Below are 17,818 nucleotides of genomic sequence, written 5' to 3'. Positions count from 1 at the left end.
ACACGATGGTGATCTCGGAACTCAGGCGCCGGGAGCGCCATCGCGGGGTGGTGTCGTGGTTGTCGGGCCAACGCAGCGAGGATCTCTTCCTGAGCGTGATCACCCTCGGCGAGATTGAGCGGGGCATCAGCAGGAAGCGTTCGCAGGATCCGGCCTTTGCCGCACGACTTTCGAGCTGGCTGGATGGATTGTTGCAGGCCTATGGGCAACGCATCCTCCCTGTTGACCTGGCCATCGCCCGGCGATGGGGAAGCTTGTCGGCCAAGCTGGGCCACGGCGGTGCTGACCTGATGATCGCGGCGACGGCCCTGGAGCGGCGCCTCACGGTGGTGACCCGAAATCTGGAGCACTTTCAGCCCACGGGTGTGGCCACCTTGAATCCCTGGCATCAGGACCCCATCAGCGTTGAATAATACCCATTTCCGCCCGTTCCACCTACGCGAAGCTCCGCGAGGGTGTCCAGGAACGCTTTGAGGTGGCGCTCAGGGAGCGGGTGCAGGCGAGCCTGGAGGCCACTCCTCTGGAGACGAGAGGGGGCGTCGAGGTCTTGCTGTCTGGCTCCAGGGCCCTTGGTGACTGATGTCCATCCGCCCCATGGGCGCAGGATCTTCCGGGAGGCCCGTCCGTTGGTGGTCCACAGGCCATGAACGCTCGCCCCTGAAAGCGCTCACGCGGATGACGATCACCAGCCGTTACCCGATCGACGCAACGCCGCCATCGGAGCTGTTCGAGAGCCGCGATGCGGTTGAGGCCCTGGCAACGGCAGGAGCGGTGATCGGGGTGTTGGAGAAGTTGGATCAACCCGTAGCCTGAGCGCCCGGGCAGGGAGTTTGGTTCGGCAGCTGTGGCTCAATCAGATGGGGCCTTGGGTGGGGTGAGGTTATGCCTTAACTCAGTAAGTACGCCCTCAACACGCTCTCGACTGGTGAGATCAAGTGCCTAGTTATGTCGTCGATTGATGGGTGACTACACCCAAAATCCATCCATCAAATCAGTTGAATCAGTCTTTTATTTATAAATCGTATTGAGCAAGAGTACTGCCGGGCAAATGATTGTCAAGGATATCGAGCCTCTAGATGCCGATAGAAGGTCGAGGCCTAGGCTAAGCGAGCTGCTTGAATGACAGACATGCTGGCACTCTCAATTCTTGACAACGCTGAGCGGATTGAGATAGAAGCTAGCCCGATATGTACAAGTTGTGGAGAGCAAAAACATTGAAAAATATTAGTAAAATATGCAACATTAGGAAACGAAAATAATTTGATGTAAGCCGTCAGCCTGCTGGAGTTTTTCTAATGGATCAAGATTACAATGGGCCTGATTTATTATCAAGTCTCACAATCTTAATACCCACCTGGGATCGACCGGCAGAGGTATCAAGCAGGCTGCAAGAGATAAATAAGTTTTTTGGCGCCAATACATGTGTTGTCGTTCAAGTTAATCCTGGACTGTATAACTCAGATGATATAGATGTGCCTGCGTCAATGGCAAACACGGCGATATTTGAAAATGCTGTTAATCACGGATTTGTTGTTAATATATTGCAAGGACTTGGCTCCGTTTCAACCGAATATGTCTGGATCCTTGGGGATGACGATCTCCTGAGGAGTGATGCATATGAGCTAATAAGTATGGCAATAGAGAAATGCAGTACATTCTCGGCTAGCGCTGCAATTTTTAATCATTTTTCTGAACCTTTTGATAGTAAGTGGTTTCATGTAAGAACTTTTCACAACTTTTCTGTTGTTTCTGGATTCTCTGATTGCCTATTTATATCAGCTAACATTTGGAAGGCGAAGTATCTACGGGAAAATCTAGAAATCCTAGTCGACTATTCCTTCACGCGAGTTTCGCAAGCAATTATTCATATCGTTTCACTATGTGAGAGTCGCAACTCATTGATGATATGTAGAGGAAAGTTGATCAACACACGGCCCGAAATTCGATGGAGTCGCTTGGACTATTTGGATCGAATACTGGCAATGTTTGCACATCCGGTGATACATAAAAATAAGATTCTCGTTGATTCATTTGTATGGCCTGGATGCTATTGGGCCTTTTGTTCTGCTCAGGAAGAAGTAGTGGTTGAACATTCATTGGGCTCCAATTGGTGGAATTTGGTGTTTAGGCACGTCAGCCACTCTTGCCAAGTGCAAGGCCCGCTCGTTGCTATGCTGAGGTTTTCTAGCCTGATTCTAGTGCGAATTGATGTTTATAAAAAAGTAATGATAATAAGAATGTCTCTGGGTTGGCTAAGAAGACGCATATTTACTGCAACTAGTATATTTACTGCATAATTTTTCTTGAATAGAGGGATAAAATAGCGGTTTTTTAAAAATATTTTGGTCGTGCACTGCAGCTGCAACAGCATAGACTACTTGCTCAGTAATCGTTGCCAAACTTAAGCACTGATTGAAGTGGCAATTGAAGGCTCCTGGGTAATGTTCAGCGTACTTTTCGAAGCGCAATGTGGGAAAAGTGCCGGTGATGCTGGTTTTTGGGTTGCCAGTGCTGTGTTGATTCAGCGAGATTCACGCAGTTGATAGGATAGCGGTACTTCGCGACCATAGGTGATGGAAGCAACTGACTTCTTCCAAAGACTAGAAGCAGAAAAGCTCGTCAGAGATCGTCTCACATTCCATCGCGAGTGAATTGTGCGCCCTGTCAGCGATGGCGGCGAAGAAGAAGAATGCCATAATGGCAAGCTTCTCGTGTCGGGATTGACCTGTGTCATCGAGTTCGACGGCCGCCACGATCGGCACCTTTTTCTCTGATCCGCGACCTGCCATGCTCGCATAGTATTTTCTGCCAAGGCAAGCATATTCCACCTTTGCTTTTCCCCACAGACGATTGATTTCCTCCCGCTTGCTCATCGCCTACATGATCTATTTCTAAACCAACTCTGCTGTGCAGCAGTTCACCCCGAGGTTGCGCATCAGGGCGAGATAAGAAATGCCGGTCTTGGCCTGTCCAATCAGTTAGAAAGCGAGGAACCAAGGTGGACAGCAGTAACTTGGTCGGCCCTTGGATGGTGCCGGCCGTCAAGGTGGCCTGATGGCGTCCGCTTCTCCATTGGTACCACTTTTTGAGCAGAGTACCGATAAGTCTTACTCCTTGCCCTCGCAACGGTAAAATGGGAACCACTTGGCCTGCGCGCCTGTTCCAGGCCGCAGGCTACCCGGCTATCTCGGCATCTGTAATGGGGCAACAGGTGCCATATGGCTCTTAGTAGCCTCAGCTCTCAGCAGTGCCTCCAGCGGCTGCTGATTGCTGAATAACCAGGTGAGAAAACACATCTAACCGTCATTGTCATTTCCACGCGGGTCTTTCCTCTCTTGAGCTTAGAGACCTTTATCACGATTCAGATCTTTTACTGCTCCCCTTGATTGACACTGTGGCAAACAATGCAATCCTGGAATCCACTGCATGTGGTGTTCCAGTCGTTGTGTCGGATGTTGGATCGGTGCGTGATTATGTGGATTCATCGGTAGGGGTTTTGGTGGAATCTGGATCACCTGAGGCTCATGCTTTTGCAGTGCTGAGTCTTCTTGATGACAGGCATTATCTTGCCGAGCTCGGAAAGAATTGCCGTGCTCATGCGGAAAGGCGATTTGGCTGGGATAAGACTGCTCTGCAAATCTCTGAGTTTATTCGGTAGAAAAGTTTATCGTATGGGCTTGAAATCGATCCTTTCACGCATCGCTCAGACTCTCGCTTCACATGCTGGATATCAGCTTCTGCGAAGCCCCAGTGGCCCATCAGACAGGCTGCTTCTCTCCTGCTACGGAACTCTGGAGGCCTCATCTGAGCCGATTTCAATTCGGTTGGGGCGCGCCGGCAAGGTGTTCAGTGCCTTGTATCTCCAGCAACTTCTACGCCGCTACACCATCGATCTCTGCATTGATGTAGGGGCCAATGAAGGGCAGTTCGTTGCCATGATGCGAGAGCTTAGTTATCGCCGTCAATTGGTTTCGATTGAGCCCATTCCCTGGCTGGCCCAGGAATTGCTCAGGCGCGCCAAGGATGCCCCCTGCTGGAATGTGATTGAAGGATTGGTGGACATCGATCCTGGAGAGCGTGAGTTCCACGTGTTTGGTAGTTCTGACTTTTCATCTCTTCACAGCCCGTCTCCGCTCGGGATGCGGGAATTTGGTGAGTTTCTATCGAGCCAGCAGTTGATTCGGGCCTACGCCCAGCGCTTGGACTCATGGCTTGAGCAGGAAGCGATACCCCTGCCTGAGCCTGGCCGTATCTTGTTGAAATCTGATACCCAAGGGAATGATCTGGAGGTGCTTCAAGGGGCTGGTGGAATTCTCAGCCTTGCTGCCATCGTGCTTGTGGAAGTTTCTTACGCACCGATCTACAGCACTGAAGCAAACGCAAACAAGATCGTCTCGTTTCTTGCCGATCAAGGATTCATCCTTGCTGGATTTTTCCCGATTGCCTTCACAAAAGATGGTCTCGGTTTGATTGAAGCGGATGCCTATTTCATTCGAGCTTAGGTTGGTGTCTGTGATCAGCTCATATGCCATGGCTTTTTCTCTGCTTCTCCACAAGGTTGTTAATATCGCTTGCTCATTAGATCTCATCGATTTGAGGCATTCTCCTGGAACGCCAGGATCGGCCTGCCGTCAAAGCTGATGAGGGTTGTTTTTATTAGCTTTGAGTTTCTTCCCTCATCCATGGGAGGAATCGGAACCTACGTCCACCATGCTTCTCGCATGTTGGCAGATGCGGGCCATGAGGTCACCGTGATCTGTTATGGCCAAGAGCCGATTCTTGGTCCCATTGATGGTGCATATGTCTATCCAGTTGACTGCGCAGACAGGCAAGGATTCCACAGAGCTGCCACTAAGGCTTTGACCACTCTTCTGGACAGCCAGTCGTTTGATGTTCTGGAGGTTCCCGATCTATACGCCGAAGGGCTCTCTGCTCTGTTTGAATTCCCTGCTCTCCCCAGTGTCATGCGCCTCCATACGCCCTTGGTGGTGAGCGCCTGGGTTGATGCGAGTACGTTGCCCTGGGTTGCGGTTGGCCTTCAGATTGTGCGGGTGGGTCTTTCCGAATTGATCCACGGACGCTATCCAGTTGTTGCCCTACGGATGGCCCGAGGACGATGGAATCCAAGCTCTTTCTACGATCCCTTGTTGGATCCTGAACGTCAAGCCGCGTTGCGGGCCACGCTCCTTGTGTCGCCCTCTGCAATGCTAGCGAGGAAGGTGGAGAAGATCTGGCACCTGCCTAGCCAAAGTGTTGAGGTTTCACCAAATCCATTGCGTCAGCATCTTCTGGATGAGGAAACCAACCAGCTTTTGCTTGAATCTGGCAAGACACCTAGCAGTGATCGCACCATTGAGGTGCTTTACTACGGAGGTTTGAAGACTTTAAAGGGGGTTGATGTGCTCGTAAGGGCGATGGCTCCTCTTCTGCGCCGTAACCCAAGGCTTAGGTTGACCCTAGCGGGCGGCTCATCTCCTTCTCCCCTGGCAAATATCAGCTTTTCCGATTTTCTTAGAGGAACCATCTGTCAGTGGCGAGAGATGCTGCCCTGGTTGGAGGCCAAGACAGCCAAGCTCGGGTCCGCTGTGAGGATCCTTCCGTGGCAGACCAGCGGGGAGATTCAGCAGCTGGTGGCAAAGGCCCATCTTTGTGTCTTTCCTAGCCGCTATGACAATTTTCCTGGAGCCTGTTTGGAAGCGATGGCGGTAGGCAAGGCCATCGTGGCTACCCGCAGTGGCGGCATGGCCGAGATGCTTCGTGATGGTCAAAGCGGCTTATTGGTGCCGCCTGGCCGTTATCGGCCTCTTCGAGCAGCCATTCAGCGCTTGATCAGTGATTCTAAGCTTCGCCAACAACTGGGCCATGCTGCACAGCAAAGATATGAGAGCTGTTATCGCTCGGACCGATTAATGAATCATCATGTGGCTCTTTATGAAAAAGCCATTGCGATGAAGCAAGCCCAGATGCCTCTCCATGCATTGTTTGATTCTCCCTGAACTTGTGGCAGTGAATCAATTTATGGTTAATCAAAACCTGTTGTGATTAGCATTGTTATTCCATGTTTTAATGCGTCCCGGTACCTGTCGCGTTTGGCGGAAACTATTGCCCACATTTCTCCTTTTGCCGGTGAGATCCTTCTGGTTGATGACTGCAGCACCGACGATAGCCATCAAAAGGCGGTGGCCCTTGGGCTTCCAATCATCCAAACCCCACGCAATTTGGCCCTGGCGGGGCACGCAACTATGGCGTTGAGCGACTGAGTGGTGAATGGGTTCATTTTCTTGATGCGGATGATGTACTGTCGGCTGCCGTCTTGCGTAAGAGTCAAAGCTATCTCTGTACTTCTGTAGATGTTCTCTTGATTGGTGCCAGCTGGGTCGATGAACGCAGTGATGCTCTCCTCAGCGAATGGTCGTTCAGTCTGGAGGATATTGCCGAAGACCCCTTGCTCTATACCTTGACTTCACCCATTCCCACCTGCTGTTCTATTGTGCGTATTGATAAGTTTCGCGCCGTTGGTGGTTTCGATTCTTCTTGTCGTTGCTGGGAGGATGGCGACCTTCATCTTCGATTGGTCGCGCATGGAGCTCGGATAGCTGTTATGGATGATGTTCTGACGACGGCAATTCGCCATGATCGTGGTGCCTCTTCCAATCATTTGTACTGTCACCGTTGCCGCCTTGCGTTTCTAAAGCGTTACGCCCAGCAGCAACTGCCGATTGAACCTGCGGCCATGGCCAATGAGTTTTTGGCCATCGGCAATTTGCTTCTTGGGGAGCGCCGCTATGGCGAGGCCTTGGAAGCGTTCCAGTTGGCCCACCGTGCTCACCCCATTCAACCCAAATCAAACCGAGCATTGGTCCGCCGCCTTATGGCTTTTCTGCCACCCCCTTGGCCATCATGCTGCAGCAGTGGCTGCGGCAGACGCTGGGGCAATACTTCAAAGTTCAGAAGTGATTTTACGCTTTCGAAATTGGCTATTTGCTCTTCGCAAGCGAATGGATTCCAGGATTCTCCAGCTGCGTTACCCGCAGGCCTCCTTTGATTCTGATGTTCGGATTGGACGCTGGGTGGTGCTGCGAACGCGCCAAGACTCCAAGACAGGATCCATCCGTGTGGGCAGAGGGTGCGACATCCAGGATGGCGCAAGATTGGAGACGTGGGGAGGCAGCATCGAATTGAAAGAAAACACCTTTGTTGGCCCCTACGTGGTGATTTATGGTCACGGTGGTGTACAGATTGGTCGAAACTGCCTGATCTCCATGCATTCCCGAGTTCTTTCTTCCAATCACACCATCCCTCCCATAGGCGTGTCCATCCGATCTCAGCCAGATGTGCTGCAACCCACTGTGATCGGCGATGATGTTTGGCTAGGAGCGGGTGTCACGGTGTTGGGGGGTGCACATTCACACAGGTGCCATTGTCGGCGCAGGAGCCGTCGTAACCCATGACTTACCTGCCCACGCCATCGCTGTTGGTGTGCCTGCTCGTGTGGTCCGTTATCGCCCTGGTGCTGTCGTTGATGCATCGGGGCCATGGCGATGAAGCCCCTGGCGGTATCGGTCGTCATCCCGACCCATAATCCCCATCCCCTCCGCTTTGGGCAGGTCCTCAAGGCACTCCGCCAGCAAACGTTGCCGCTGGAGCAGTGGGAACTGGTGATTGTTGATAATGCCTCTTCAACACCCATCGAGCTGTCAGCGGATCAGGCGAACGACCAGCCCTTTTTGAAACTCATCCGCGAACCACGGCTTGGACTCACCACTGCCCGTTGGCGGGGCATCTCAGAAGCTTCTGCAGGGTTGATCGTTCTTGTGGATGACGACAACGTGCTTGATCCCTCCTATCTCGAGGAGGTGTGCCGTGCCTTTGATCGTTGTCCGAAGCTGGGGGCCGCTGGAGGGAAGGCCCTGCCTGCCTATGAAGTGTCACCACCTCCATGGTTTGAGGAGGGGGCGGCTCCCCTGGGATGTCGGGATCTGGGGAACGAGGAACAAATCATGGACGGCAGCCACTATGCACGCCAACCGGCTTATCCACCGTTTGCACCCATCGGTGCGGGGATGGCATTACGCAGGTCGGCTGTTGACAGCTGGTTGGCCACGGCGTTGGAGTCACCCGTGACGGATCGTCGCGGCAATTCGCTGAGTTCTGCAGGAGATTGCGATCTGGTGTTGCACGTGCTGGAGAGCGGCTGGTCCGTTGGCTATGTCCCTTCCCTCTCGCTGACCCACCTGATGGCTGCTGGTCGTGTCGATCCTGGGTATCTGGAGGCCATTTCTCGAGCGGCCTACCGTGATTTCATTCGGGTGCTCGATCTCCACGGTCTACGGCCCTGGAGCGCCATTCCAGGCTGGTCGATTCCCCTTCGGGCTCTGAAGGCCTGGTTCAGCTACAGGGTCTGGAGCGGCCCCAGGGAACGCCTGCGTTGGCAGTCAGCCATCGGCCAGTACGAGGGCAGGGCTTCGTTGCTCAGGCGCTGAACGGTGAGCGCACGCACCTTGCTGAGCGACCTCAAAACGGCCCTCTACCGCAAGCCCAAGGACGAACTGCGCCGTCTGCGCCGTTGGGGCCCCCACGCCTACCTGCGCCTCGGTGCCTGGCAGGCACGCATGGAGACGGCGGCCCATCGGCTGCCGCCCTTGGTGGCCACGGATCCGGGGGCTCCCCTCTGGAGGTGTGGTACCTCACCGGGGCGCGCTTCTGGTACCAGACGGCGTTCTGCGCCTGGACCCTCGCCCGCTGGAGCGGCCGCCGGCTGGTGCTCAACCTGGCCGATGACGGCAGCCTCAGCATTGCCCAGGAGCAGGCGCTGCGGCGCTTGTTTACCCTTGGCAAGACCATCTGGCGGCACACCAGTAGCGAGCAGTTCCAGCATCTGTTGCCGGAGCCTCGCTACCCCACCCTGCACGCCCGCTGGCACGACTACATCAACCTGCACAAGCTCACCGCCATTCATCTGGGCAGCAGCGGCCCAAAGCTTTTGCTCGATTCAGACATGCTCTTTTTCGCCCGGCCAAACGCTTTGCTCAGCTGGTGGGATGGGACGTTGACGTCAGCGGCGGCCGGGGAACCGGTGCAGCCGTGCCTGATGGTGGATTGCGAGGAGGCCTACGGCTATTCGCCAGAGCTGATGCGGGAGCTGGCGGGGGTGCCGATTCCACCACTGCTGAATGTGGGGGTTTGCGGGCTCTCCAGCGAGACGCTGGACTGGGATGAGCTGGAGAGCTGGTGCCACACCCTTAGGGAATGCGAAGGCACCAGCTACTACCTGGAGCAGGCCCTGGTGGCGATGCTGGCGGCCCGGCTTTCCCCCAACGTGCTGCCTCGGGAGCAGTACATCACCTTCCCCAGCCGCCCCCAGACCCTGGCGCGGCTGGGGGTGCTGCAGCACTACGTGGCTGATAGCAAGCCCTGGTACTTCCGGGAGGCTTGGAGGTTGGCGAGCCGCTGATGGTTCATCAGAACACCCTGGTGTCTGTCTGCATGCCCTGCCGCAACGCAGGGCCCTATGTGGCGGCAGCGATTGATTCGGTGCTGCAGCAGAGCTGGAGGCAGTTGGAGTTGATCGTGGTCAATGATGGTTCCACCGATCACAGCCTGGCGCGGATCCGTTTGTTCAGTGATCCGCGTCTGCGGATTCTTTCAGGCCGCTACGGCTCAGCCGCCCGCGCCCGCAATGTTGCCTTTGCCGCTTCCCAGGGCAGCTACATCATCTTTTTTGATGCCGATGATCTCTTGTCGCCCTCAGCGCTCGAGGCCCTGCTGAATCGCCTGGCTGGCCGTAGCGATGCGGTGGCCATGGCGAGCTGGGGGCGCTTTTTTCGCGACGACCCTGCCAGCTTTCAGCCCAATCCCCAAAGCGTATGGCGTGACATGCAGGCTACGGATTGGTTGGTGGAAGCTTGGCGTGATGCCCAGCCGATGACCCAGCCCGGCATGTTTTTGATCCCGAGAACCCTGCTCGAGCTGGCGGGCGGTTGGGATGAATCGCTCTCGTTGATCGATGATTTTGAATTCTTTGCCCGTGTGCTCTGTCATGCCGAGGAGGTGCGCTTCACTCCTAGTGCTTGCCTCTACTACCGCTCGGGCATTCCCGGCAGCCTCTCATCCTGCAAAACTCAGGTTGCCGCTGAATCTGCCTTCAACTCGATTCTCAGGGGAACTGGCCACCTGCTCATCCGCCGTTCTGATGTCGAAGCCAGATTGTCGTGCGCAAACGTTATGCAGAACTTTTTATACACCTTCTATCCGGAGTATCCCGGCCTGCGTGCCGCCATGAGCATACAGATAGCCAAGCTGGGCGGCAGTCATTTGCCCCCGCCTGGCGGCCCATGGTTCCAGCATGTCCGGCGCCTGTTCGGCTGGAAAGCAGCCCGACGTCTACAGAAGTTCACCTCTAAGTACCGCTTCCAATGAAGCTTCCTGATTCTATTATTGCCGAATCCAAAAGAATATTAGACGTTGGGGGATGGTTTAAGCCAGCATCAATAGCTTCTCATGTTATAGACTTAATGCCGTGGGAGACTAGGGGTGCAAGGCTGTGTGCTGAACAGCAAGCTGATGAAAACTTTTCAAAAGAAACATGGTTCCAAGCCAATTTCTTGGATCCAAATTTTCGTATGCCATTTGAGGATGACTTCTTTGACCTGGTTTTGTGTGGCCATACAATTGAGGATCTGATCAACCCCAGGCCGGTGCTCAATGAAATGACCAGGGTCGGAAAAGCGGGAGTTATTGAATGCCCTTCTCGCCTTGCAGAGCAAACAATCGGCATCTCAGACCGGATGAGTAAAATTGTTGGTTATCAGCATCATCATTGGATTGTCGATGTAACGGCTGAGCAGCTTTATCTTTACTCGAAAGATTCCAGTAAACTTGAGAGTAGCTCGCAAATACCTTTTCGAGTCTCGGAGCGCATGTTCCGAAATGGTCATAAACAAAGCAGCCAGTACTACTGGAAAGGCTCAATCAACTCTTGTATGTATGACCAAGTTGATCTATGTTCAAGTGTTGCTCAAGAGTATGCGGCGCAGGTTGAATTCGAGCTTTGGGACAGGACAACCGATTCTCTCGTGAGGCTGCTTCGACGAGCCAAGTATAATGGTAAGGTTGATTCTGACTGGTGGGAGAAAATTGTAGAGATCTCAAGACCTTATTCATCCATTGAGATTTAGGTCATCACTTGGCAGGCACTTCACGCATGAGTCAATTTCATTTCTCTCTAGAGCAGCCCGCTATAACTTGGCTAGTAAGTATAGGTTTCATCGGTGGTAATGCGCATCGCCCTCACCGCTGATCCTGAGCTGCCGGTGCCGCCCCGGCTCTATGGCGGCATCGAGCGCATCATCGATCTGTTGGCCCGCGAACTCACCCATCGGGGCCATGCAGTCACCCTGTTCGCCCATCCCGATTCGCACACCGCCGCCGAGCTGGTGCCCTGGCCGGGGCGTTCCAGCCGTTCCCGCGCAGACACCCTGCTCAATGCCTCCACCCTTGCGGCGGCTGTGCTGCGGGGCCGTTTTGATCTGGTGCATTCCTTTTCGCGTATCGCCTACCTGCTGCCACTGCTGCCCCTGCCGATTCCCAAGCTGATGAGCTACCAGCGGCCGATCAGCCGCCGCCCGGTGCAGCTGGCCCATCGGCTCTCCCACGGCACACTGACCCTCACCGCCATCAGCCTCTGGATGCTGCAGCCGGTGGCCGACATCGGCCGCTGGCATCTGGTGCCCAACGGCGTGGAGCTTGCCACCTATCCCTTTGTTGCCGATCCCGGCCCCAAGGCGCCGTTGGTGTTCCTAGGCCGTATGGAGGCGATCAAGGGGCCCCACCTTGCGATCGAGGTGGCCAGGCGCGCCGGCCTGCCATTGGTGCTAGCTGGCAATGTGCCGGCTGAGCACCAGGGTTGGTTCGAAGCCACGATCGCCCCGCAACTCGACAGCCAGATCACCTACATCGGCCCCGTTGACGACGTCCAGAAGGCCCAGCTCCTGGGCTCCGCTCGGGCATTGCTGATGCCGATCCTCTGGGATGAACCCTTCGGCATCGTGATGGCCGAGGCGATGGCCTGCGGCACGCCGGTGCTCGGTTTCCCCCGTGGGTCGGTGCCCGAGGTGGTGGAGCACGGCGTCTGCGGTTTCGTGCTGGAGGGCGTGGAGGCCCTCTCCGAGGCGGTTGGCCAGCTGGAGCCCCGCCACCGCCAGGCCAGCCGTGAGCGGGTGGAGCAGTTTTACTCAGCCGAAGCGGTGGCCCAGGGGTATCTGGATGTCTACGGCCAGATGCTGAATGGTGTGGCGATGGCCCAGCGAGGCCAGCCGTGAAGGCCGCCGTCGCCCACCTGAACCCGGCGCCTTTTACCCAGCAGGTGGCGCGGGCTTTTGATGAGCGCGGCGCCCTGGCTGCCTTCTTCTGCACGCTGGTGGATCAGCCTGAAGCCCCCTGGCAGCGCCTGGCCACGGGCCTGGCTGGCGCCGTGGGCGTGGATCTGGGCCGGGATCTCGCCCGCCGCGCGGTAACGGAGGTGCCGGTCGAGCGCGTGCGCAGCCATGGCCGCCGCGAGCTGCTACGCATGGCCCAGGTGCGGTTGCTGGGGGATCCAGTGCTGGGCGATCGGATCTTCCACTGGGCGCGCGATGGCTTCGAAGCCTGGGTGGCGGGCCAGCTGGAGGAACTCCAGCGCGATGGCCTGGAACTTATTTATGGCTATGAATACGGATCGCTCCAGATCTTCAGAGAGGCCAAGCGCTTGGGGATTCGCACCGTCTACGATCTGCCTTCGCCGGAGCACGATTTCGTTGAGCGGCTGCTCGCCCCCGAGTATGAGCGCTTTCCTGAGCTGATCACCCCCTACCGCCGCCACATCGCCGCACGTCAGGCGGAGCGCACCGAACGCCGGCACCGGGAGTGGGAGCTTTCCGATCTGGTGATCGCCAACTCCAGCTTTACGGCTAACAGCTGGCAGGCCGCCGGCTGGGTTGACAAGCCAGTAGCCGTAGTGCCCTATGGAGCCCCCCACTGATCGCCCAGCCTGTGGAGCGGCCAACCGATGGCCCGCTGCGGCTGGTTTGGGCAGGCACCTTCTCAATCCGAAAGGGAGCCCATCTGCTGGTGGAAGCATTAGTGGCGCTTGCCGCTTCGGCTGATCACCTAGTGGTGGAGGTCTATGGCGCCCAGGCTCTGCCCCAAGCCATGCTGGATCGTGCGCCGAAATCGCTGCGCTTCTGTGGCAGCATCCCCCGGTCTGAACTCCTTGAGTACATGGCAAAGGCTGATGCCCTGATCTTTCCCACCCTTTGCGATGGCTTTGGGTTGGTGGTCAATGAAGCCCTCTCATGTGGCCTCCCAGTAATAACAACTGATCGAGCCGGTGCCGCTGACCTGATAACGACAGGTGTGAATGGTTTCCTCATCGAAGCTGGCAGCTGCGAAGCTATTGCAGATGTGATTTACTCCGTTCTTACCAATCGCAGCCAGCTCCAGGCTATGCGAGCAGCTGCATTGATATCAGCTGCTTCATGGCAGTGGAGTGACTATCGCAAGAGCATTTCAAAAGCTGTGCAGGGCTGGATCGCTTTAGCTGATTCATCATGAGGATGATTATCAAAGCGTTAAATGTAGGCTTCTTAATGAATGCCACAAAATGCTGCTTTACTTGCCTGATTGGCTGCAACGGATAGACTCATGAAGAGCGATAGCCTCAATGACTGTTTTACGAGAATGTATTTGCAACACTAACTTAGATTTCATGACTCTCTCCTTGCGAAGAATATGGCTGTTAGGATCTTTTAAGATATTGAATAAGCCTGAAATCGCTTTCGCATGAGATTGGAATCTGTTTCGGGATTGGTGGGAAGTGTGCTTGACAAGCTTTCAAGTATGAAAGATAATACCAAATATTTTCGGTCCAATGCAATGTCGGCTACAGATCCGCCAATTCCAGTAAGATATCATTTTTACTTTTCTATCTAGCACCAAAAATGGCTTATTAAACCATAAAAAATGAAGTTAGTACCCTGCCACCCTGAGGGCAATCTCAAATACTTGCCATCACCCGTCAGCAAAGTTCGTGGATGGCCTTGGTCCGAGCAATCCTCAGCATATAACAATAAAACAAACAAACTACTGCCAGCTATAGCTGTAATAATGCCATCGTACAATCAGGGATGCTATATTGAAGAATCAATACGATCTGTGCTTCTTCAAAATTATCCCAGGCTTTTTTTTGCTGTCATTGATGGGGGATCCTCTGATGAAACCACAGAAGTTTTAAATAGGTATAAACCATGGCTGTCTCACATTCGAATCGGCCCAGATGACGGTCAATCAGCGGCCATTAATGAGGGCTTTGATCTTTTTCTTTCCAGATATCACTCAGCATCAGCTTTGCTTGGCTGGCTCAATTCAGATGATATTTATCTGCCAAATGCACTAAATTATGTTGCGACCTGCTTCCAGCGTAGGAAATATAGTTTAGTTTATGCAGATAGTGTTTTAATGAATTCCGAAGGAACTAAGATAAGCTATCACTTGAATCCTTTGATTAGAGATCGATATCTTAAGGATGGCGGCCTTCTTGCATCCCATGCAACTTTCTGGTCAGCATCTATTCATCAACCGCTTGATGAAAGATACCAGTGTGCCATGGATTATGAGTTGTGGCTTCGTATCGTGCCCCAATCTAACAGACGTTATATTCCTCGCCCAATCGGAGCAGTAAGAATTCACTCTAATGCTAAGTCTTACTCTTCTAGATGGGCAGACTCATGGCAGAGTGATGCTGCTCTAAATGGCATTCTGTACCCTTGGCTTTTTAGCCCGAAACCCTTAGTTGATCTCGAACGTAAGTTTCTAGAATCACTGCATAAGCTCTCTTCAAAGAATCGAATAAGAAAGGCTCTTTATGAACTAAAAATTGCTAGCAGGCGATGGAATTGACATTCAAAATACTTATTAAGTTGAATGATGTGCTTATAGATATACTCATGTACCATTTATGAGAGCCTTGTGTTTTGCTAAACCACCATTGATCTATTCATGGACTGGGTCAAGGCTCCCCTCCAATTGTATTTGGTTGATAAAGTATTCTGCCTTACTAAATCCAGAGACTGAGGTTATTTTACTGATTGATAAGTATTCTGGGCTTAAAAAGCCATTGCATCCAAGAGTGTCTGTACGAAAGATAAATATTGACCAGTATGAGAAGTATCACGATTGGCAGGGTCTACCTTCTGACACTTTTTGGAGGCATACCGCCTTGCGTTTATCGATCCTAGCCGATTTTACAATTCAGAATGGCATAAACTCTTTTTATCATGCTGAAGTCGACAATGTTGTGTTTGACCTTGATAATCTTCACGAGTGCCTAGACTTATTAGGTCAAGGAATCTTTGCGCCTAGAGATTCTCTTAATAGAGCGCTTGCTAGCTTTGTTTACATAAACAAGCCGTCTGTCCTGTACGAAGTGTTTAAGTTTTTTTGCCCCCATTTAATGCATCAAATGAAATGGAAGCGCTTGGTCTTATGGCTCAGAATAGTAGACATTTTTTCAGCCTTCCTACGGAATCATTTTCGATCAGTAGAGATATGTGGAACCAGATCTCTCCACAATATACTCGAGGCATATTTGATGCGGCAGCGATAGGGCAATATCTGCTAGGCATCGATCCTCGTAATTGTCCCTTACAAGTCAAGCGCAATGGTTTTAAAAATGAAAACTGCCTTATAGATTGGAGCAAGTATAATTTTATTGCAGATTACGATTCTCTTTCAATGCTAGATTTGGCTACTTTGAGTACATATAAGTGTTATAATCTTCACGTGCATTCTAAAAGGTTTAAGCTTGCGACAAATATTTTGCGTGGAAATCACAGATTAGTCGAACGCTTAAATAATGGGAGAGCAATTATTATTGGCTCTCGGATTATGGTCATTATGGGTGGACCAATGCGATTCCTGATGAAGCTTTTACGATTCGGTATACGCTATCTTGATCGCTTAACCTTTTTTATGTCTAAGAATTGCTAGGCGGGCAGTCATAACGCTAGATTTGCTCATTTTAGCTAAACGCTTTTTGGAGTATTACAATGAACTCGCTAACGATCTGTGTTCTAGCAAGAAGCCATTCACGCCTCAAGGAATATATTCCACTTATCACTAGAAATATCGCAATTCAAAGGTCTCTTTATGGATCATCAGTTCAGCGTAATCGTATGATTAGGCATATTATTTTTTGTGAGACCTCTATGTTAATATGGCATAAGATGTTGATACAGCTCTTCTCGCTTCCAATGAGACTAGATTTTAGGACAGTTGATCATCTTTTTAAATGGAAGGAGCAATCAAGGACAAGCAAATACTGCTGGGCAACGAAACTTTCAAGGGCAGCTTCGTATGGTTATAGGTGCATGTGTTCTTTCTGGTTTTATGATTTTTTAGCTGAAACGAAAGGCTGCAGATATGTTGCGCGTATCGATGATGATTGCCTTATAGAGTCTTGCCCATGGGATGAAATTCTCGAGGAACTCGATTCAGAGAAATCAGCATTTATATGTTCTTCATTAGGTCCAAGAGACGATTCGGATGTCACGATCGGGCTCAGTGAGTTTGTGGATGACTTCTGCTCCGATAATGATGGCTTGCGAAAACCAAGTTACAACATGAATCCATACACCAATGTAATGATTATAAATCGAACACACTTTGCGCAGGACAGCCTTTTTCATGAATTCGCATCTCGTGTTATTGATTCTGGCTGTATTCACATAAATCGCTGGGGAGACCTTCCATTGTGGGGCGCTTATTTATCTATACAGCCAAGCCCCATTCTGCTAAATGTTAGAAGAGATATTCGATATTTTCATGGATCTCATGACTATCCTGTAAATCTTGAAAAGAGTCACAGCTTAATTCCATTGTCTTTTGGCCTAATTCTTCTTTTCGGAATTTCATATGTTGAGGCTCTGTATCTTAAAGCTTTGGCTCTTGTATTGGCCTTTAGGTCTCAGATTGTTTCATGATTAGTATGATAGCCTTTTTGCCTTAAGGCCCATCGCTGGCAAAAGTTATTGGCGTGCAGAGAGAGCTTATCATGAAGGCAGTGGCTCTGCTTTATTCTGTTCCTAAAAGATATCCCTGGTGATAAAAGTAAAGATTAATTGTTTAAGATATTTATGGCGATGCCGTGAACGACTCTAGCAATCCTTGTGGCTGTAATCTGTGAAAATTTGCCTGATTAGCCCCGGCCATCTCAGCAGCAATCCGCGGCTGATCAAAGAGGCCGATGCTCTCGCGGGTGCTGGTTACCGAGTTCTGGTGATAATTGGGCACTCCTTCCCACCTTATGCCAATGAGATCCTTTCCTACTCGCAACGCTCTTGGCAAGTGGTAGCCAGAGTAAGGTTCGGTTCCTTGGCCCCGTGGTTGATACGTTGGTATCAGCGTCTACGTCAAGAGCTTGCGAAGGTGCTTTACCGCCTAGAGATCGAACCTCAGACCTTGGTTTTACGCGCTTGGCATCCGGCCTGTCCCGAACTCATTCGTGCAGCCCAGAGTGTTCACGCTGACCTCTATATAGCCCACTACCCGGCGGCCCTCCCTGCAGCGGCGCTGGCTGCCCGGGCCCATGGGGCCTGCTATGCCTTTGATGCCGAAGATTTTCATCTTGGTGATTTTCCTGAAGAGCCAGCCTACGACATCCAACGGCAGTTGTTGCACCGGCTCGAAGCTCGCTATCTGCCTGGCTGCACGTTCATCACCGCTTCTTCACAGGGCATTGCAACGGCTTACGCTAATACTTACGGAATTACGCTGCCAGTAGTGC

At 52.4% G+C, this 17,818-nt stretch carries 15 protein-coding genes and 2 pseudogenes; 16 read left to right on the top strand and 1 reads right to left on the bottom strand.

Going from position 1 to position 17,818, the window contains the following annotated elements; genetic code table 11:
- The first annotated feature begins 5 nt into the window (after positions 1 to 5).
- The 3 genes from AAF143_RS15615 to AAF143_RS15605 all read left to right on the top strand — a co-directional run bounded on the left by AAF143_RS15615 (position 6) and on the right by AAF143_RS15605 (position 2,297).
- On the top strand, positions 6 to 413 hold the full coding sequence (locus AAF143_RS15615; RefSeq protein ID WP_255007091.1) for a type II toxin-antitoxin system VapC family toxin: 408 nt from the start codon (positions 6 to 8) through the stop codon (positions 411 to 413).
- Positions 414 to 675: 262 nt separating this feature from the next.
- Positions 676 to 813 (top strand): hypothetical protein, encoded by a 138-nt coding sequence (locus tag AAF143_RS15610; protein ID WP_255007089.1) that lies wholly within the window; start codon positions 676 to 678, stop codon positions 811 to 813.
- 482 nt (positions 814 to 1,295) lie between these two features.
- Positions 1,296 to 2,297 carry a glycosyltransferase family 2 protein gene (locus AAF143_RS15605; RefSeq protein ID WP_255007087.1) on the top strand — a complete coding sequence of 334 codons (1,002 nt, stop codon included), beginning with the start codon at positions 1,296 to 1,298 and terminating at the stop codon, positions 2,295 to 2,297.
- Positions 2,298 to 2,600: 303 nt separating this feature from the next.
- Here AAF143_RS15605 and AAF143_RS15600 read toward each other — a convergent pair whose 3' ends face one another.
- Positions 2,601 to 2,873: a hypothetical protein gene (locus AAF143_RS15600; protein WP_255007085.1), complete on the bottom strand. Its 273-nt coding sequence runs from the start codon at positions 2,871 to 2,873 to the stop codon at positions 2,601 to 2,603.
- 485 nt (positions 2,874 to 3,358) lie between these two features.
- Here AAF143_RS15600 and AAF143_RS15595 point away from each other — a divergent pair.
- The 13 genes and pseudogenes from AAF143_RS15595 to AAF143_RS15535 all read left to right on the top strand — a co-directional run.
- A pseudogene (locus AAF143_RS15595) lies at positions 3,359 to 3,658 on the top strand (glycosyltransferase); the annotation flags it as partial.
- Entirely contained in the window at positions 3,552 to 4,502 is a 951-nt protein-coding gene (locus tag AAF143_RS15590; RefSeq protein WP_255007083.1) for an FkbM family methyltransferase, read from the top strand. The pseudogene AAF143_RS15595 and the gene AAF143_RS15590, both read left to right, overlap by 107 nt.
- Positions 4,503 to 4,640: 138 nt before the next feature.
- Entirely contained in the window at positions 4,641 to 5,996 is a 1,356-nt protein-coding gene (locus AAF143_RS15585) for a glycosyltransferase family 4 protein (RefSeq protein ID WP_255007081.1), read from the top strand.
- A gap of 221 nt (positions 5,997 to 6,217) precedes the next feature.
- Positions 6,218 to 7,045 (top strand): annotated as a pseudogene (locus AAF143_RS15580) (glycosyltransferase family 2 protein); the annotation flags it as partial.
- 490 nt (positions 7,046 to 7,535) lie between these two features.
- Positions 7,536 to 8,483, top strand: coding sequence for a glycosyltransferase (locus tag AAF143_RS15575; RefSeq protein ID WP_255007075.1), 948 nt, complete (start codon positions 7,536 to 7,538; stop codon positions 8,481 to 8,483).
- Positions 8,484 to 8,677: 194 nt separating this feature from the next.
- Entirely contained in the window at positions 8,678 to 9,454 is a 777-nt protein-coding gene (locus AAF143_RS15570) for a hypothetical protein (RefSeq protein WP_414027332.1), read from the top strand.
- Complete coding sequence (locus AAF143_RS15565; protein WP_255007072.1) at positions 9,433 to 10,419, top strand: glycosyltransferase family 2 protein; 987 nt, start codon at positions 9,433 to 9,435, stop codon at positions 10,417 to 10,419. Before AAF143_RS15570 ends, AAF143_RS15565 begins: the two co-directional genes overlap by 22 nt.
- Positions 10,416 to 11,177: a class I SAM-dependent methyltransferase gene (locus AAF143_RS15560; RefSeq protein WP_255007070.1), complete on the top strand. Its 762-nt coding sequence runs from the start codon at positions 10,416 to 10,418 to the stop codon at positions 11,175 to 11,177. The genes AAF143_RS15565 and AAF143_RS15560 overlap by 4 nt, the downstream gene beginning before the upstream one ends.
- A gap of 99 nt (positions 11,178 to 11,276) precedes the next feature.
- Entirely contained in the window at positions 11,277 to 12,320 is a 1,044-nt protein-coding gene (locus AAF143_RS15555) for a glycosyltransferase family 4 protein (protein ID WP_255007139.1), read from the top strand.
- Entirely contained in the window at positions 12,317 to 13,018 is a 702-nt protein-coding gene (locus AAF143_RS15550) for a hypothetical protein (RefSeq protein ID WP_414027331.1), read from the top strand. The genes AAF143_RS15555 and AAF143_RS15550 overlap by 4 nt, the downstream gene beginning before the upstream one ends.
- Positions 13,019 to 13,029: 11 nt before the next feature.
- On the top strand, positions 13,030 to 13,590 hold the full coding sequence (locus AAF143_RS15545) for a glycosyltransferase family 4 protein (protein ID WP_414027330.1): 561 nt from the start codon (positions 13,030 to 13,032) through the stop codon (positions 13,588 to 13,590).
- Positions 13,591 to 13,998: 408 nt separating this feature from the next.
- Positions 13,999 to 14,934 carry a glycosyltransferase gene (locus tag AAF143_RS15540; protein WP_414027329.1) on the top strand — a complete coding sequence of 312 codons (936 nt, stop codon included), beginning with the start codon at positions 13,999 to 14,001 and terminating at the stop codon, positions 14,932 to 14,934.
- Between the two features lie 1,469 nt (positions 14,935 to 16,403).
- Positions 16,404 to 17,015 (top strand): hypothetical protein, encoded by a 612-nt coding sequence (locus AAF143_RS15535; protein ID WP_255007063.1) that lies wholly within the window; start codon positions 16,404 to 16,406, stop codon positions 17,013 to 17,015.
- Positions 17,016 to 17,818: the final 803 nt, after the last annotated feature.

The sequence above is a fragment of the Cyanobium sp. ATX-6F1 genome (assembly GCF_047395825.1).
Lineage (GTDB): Bacteria > Cyanobacteriota > Cyanobacteriia > PCC-6307 > Cyanobiaceae > ATX-6F1.
The sequence above is the reverse complement of the archived record's forward strand: the minus strand, read 5'-3'. Positions and strand labels throughout refer to the sequence as shown.

Bases quoted from the DNA above. Each gene is read 5' to 3' on its own strand.
- AAF143_RS15600 (WP_255007085.1), bottom strand. From the start codon at position 2,873: ATGAGCAAGCGGGAGGAAATCAATCGTCTGTGGGGAAAAGCAAAGGTG.
- AAF143_RS15555 (WP_255007139.1), top strand. From the start codon at position 11,277: ATGCGCATCGCCCTCACCGCTGATCCTGAGCTGCCGGTGCCGCCCCGG.
- AAF143_RS15610 (WP_255007089.1), top strand. From the start codon at position 676: ATGACGATCACCAGCCGTTACCCGATCGACGCAACGCCGCCATCGGAG.
- AAF143_RS15590 (WP_255007083.1), top strand. From the start codon at position 3,552: ATGACAGGCATTATCTTGCCGAGCTCGGAAAGAATTGCCGTGCTCATG.
- AAF143_RS15615 (WP_255007091.1), top strand. From the start codon at position 6: ATGGTGATCTCGGAACTCAGGCGCCGGGAGCGCCATCGCGGGGTGGTG.
- AAF143_RS15540 (WP_414027329.1), top strand. From the start codon at position 13,999: ATGAAGTTAGTACCCTGCCACCCTGAGGGCAATCTCAAATACTTGCCA.
- AAF143_RS15535 (WP_255007063.1), top strand. From the start codon at position 16,404: ATGTGTTCTTTCTGGTTTTATGATTTTTTAGCTGAAACGAAAGGCTGC.
- AAF143_RS15575 (WP_255007075.1), top strand. From the start codon at position 7,536: ATGGCGATGAAGCCCCTGGCGGTATCGGTCGTCATCCCGACCCATAAT.
- AAF143_RS15605 (WP_255007087.1), top strand. From the start codon at position 1,296: ATGGATCAAGATTACAATGGGCCTGATTTATTATCAAGTCTCACAATC.
- AAF143_RS15585 (WP_255007081.1), top strand. From the start codon at position 4,641: ATGAGGGTTGTTTTTATTAGCTTTGAGTTTCTTCCCTCATCCATGGGA.
- AAF143_RS15560 (WP_255007070.1), top strand. From the start codon at position 10,416: ATGAAGCTTCCTGATTCTATTATTGCCGAATCCAAAAGAATATTAGAC.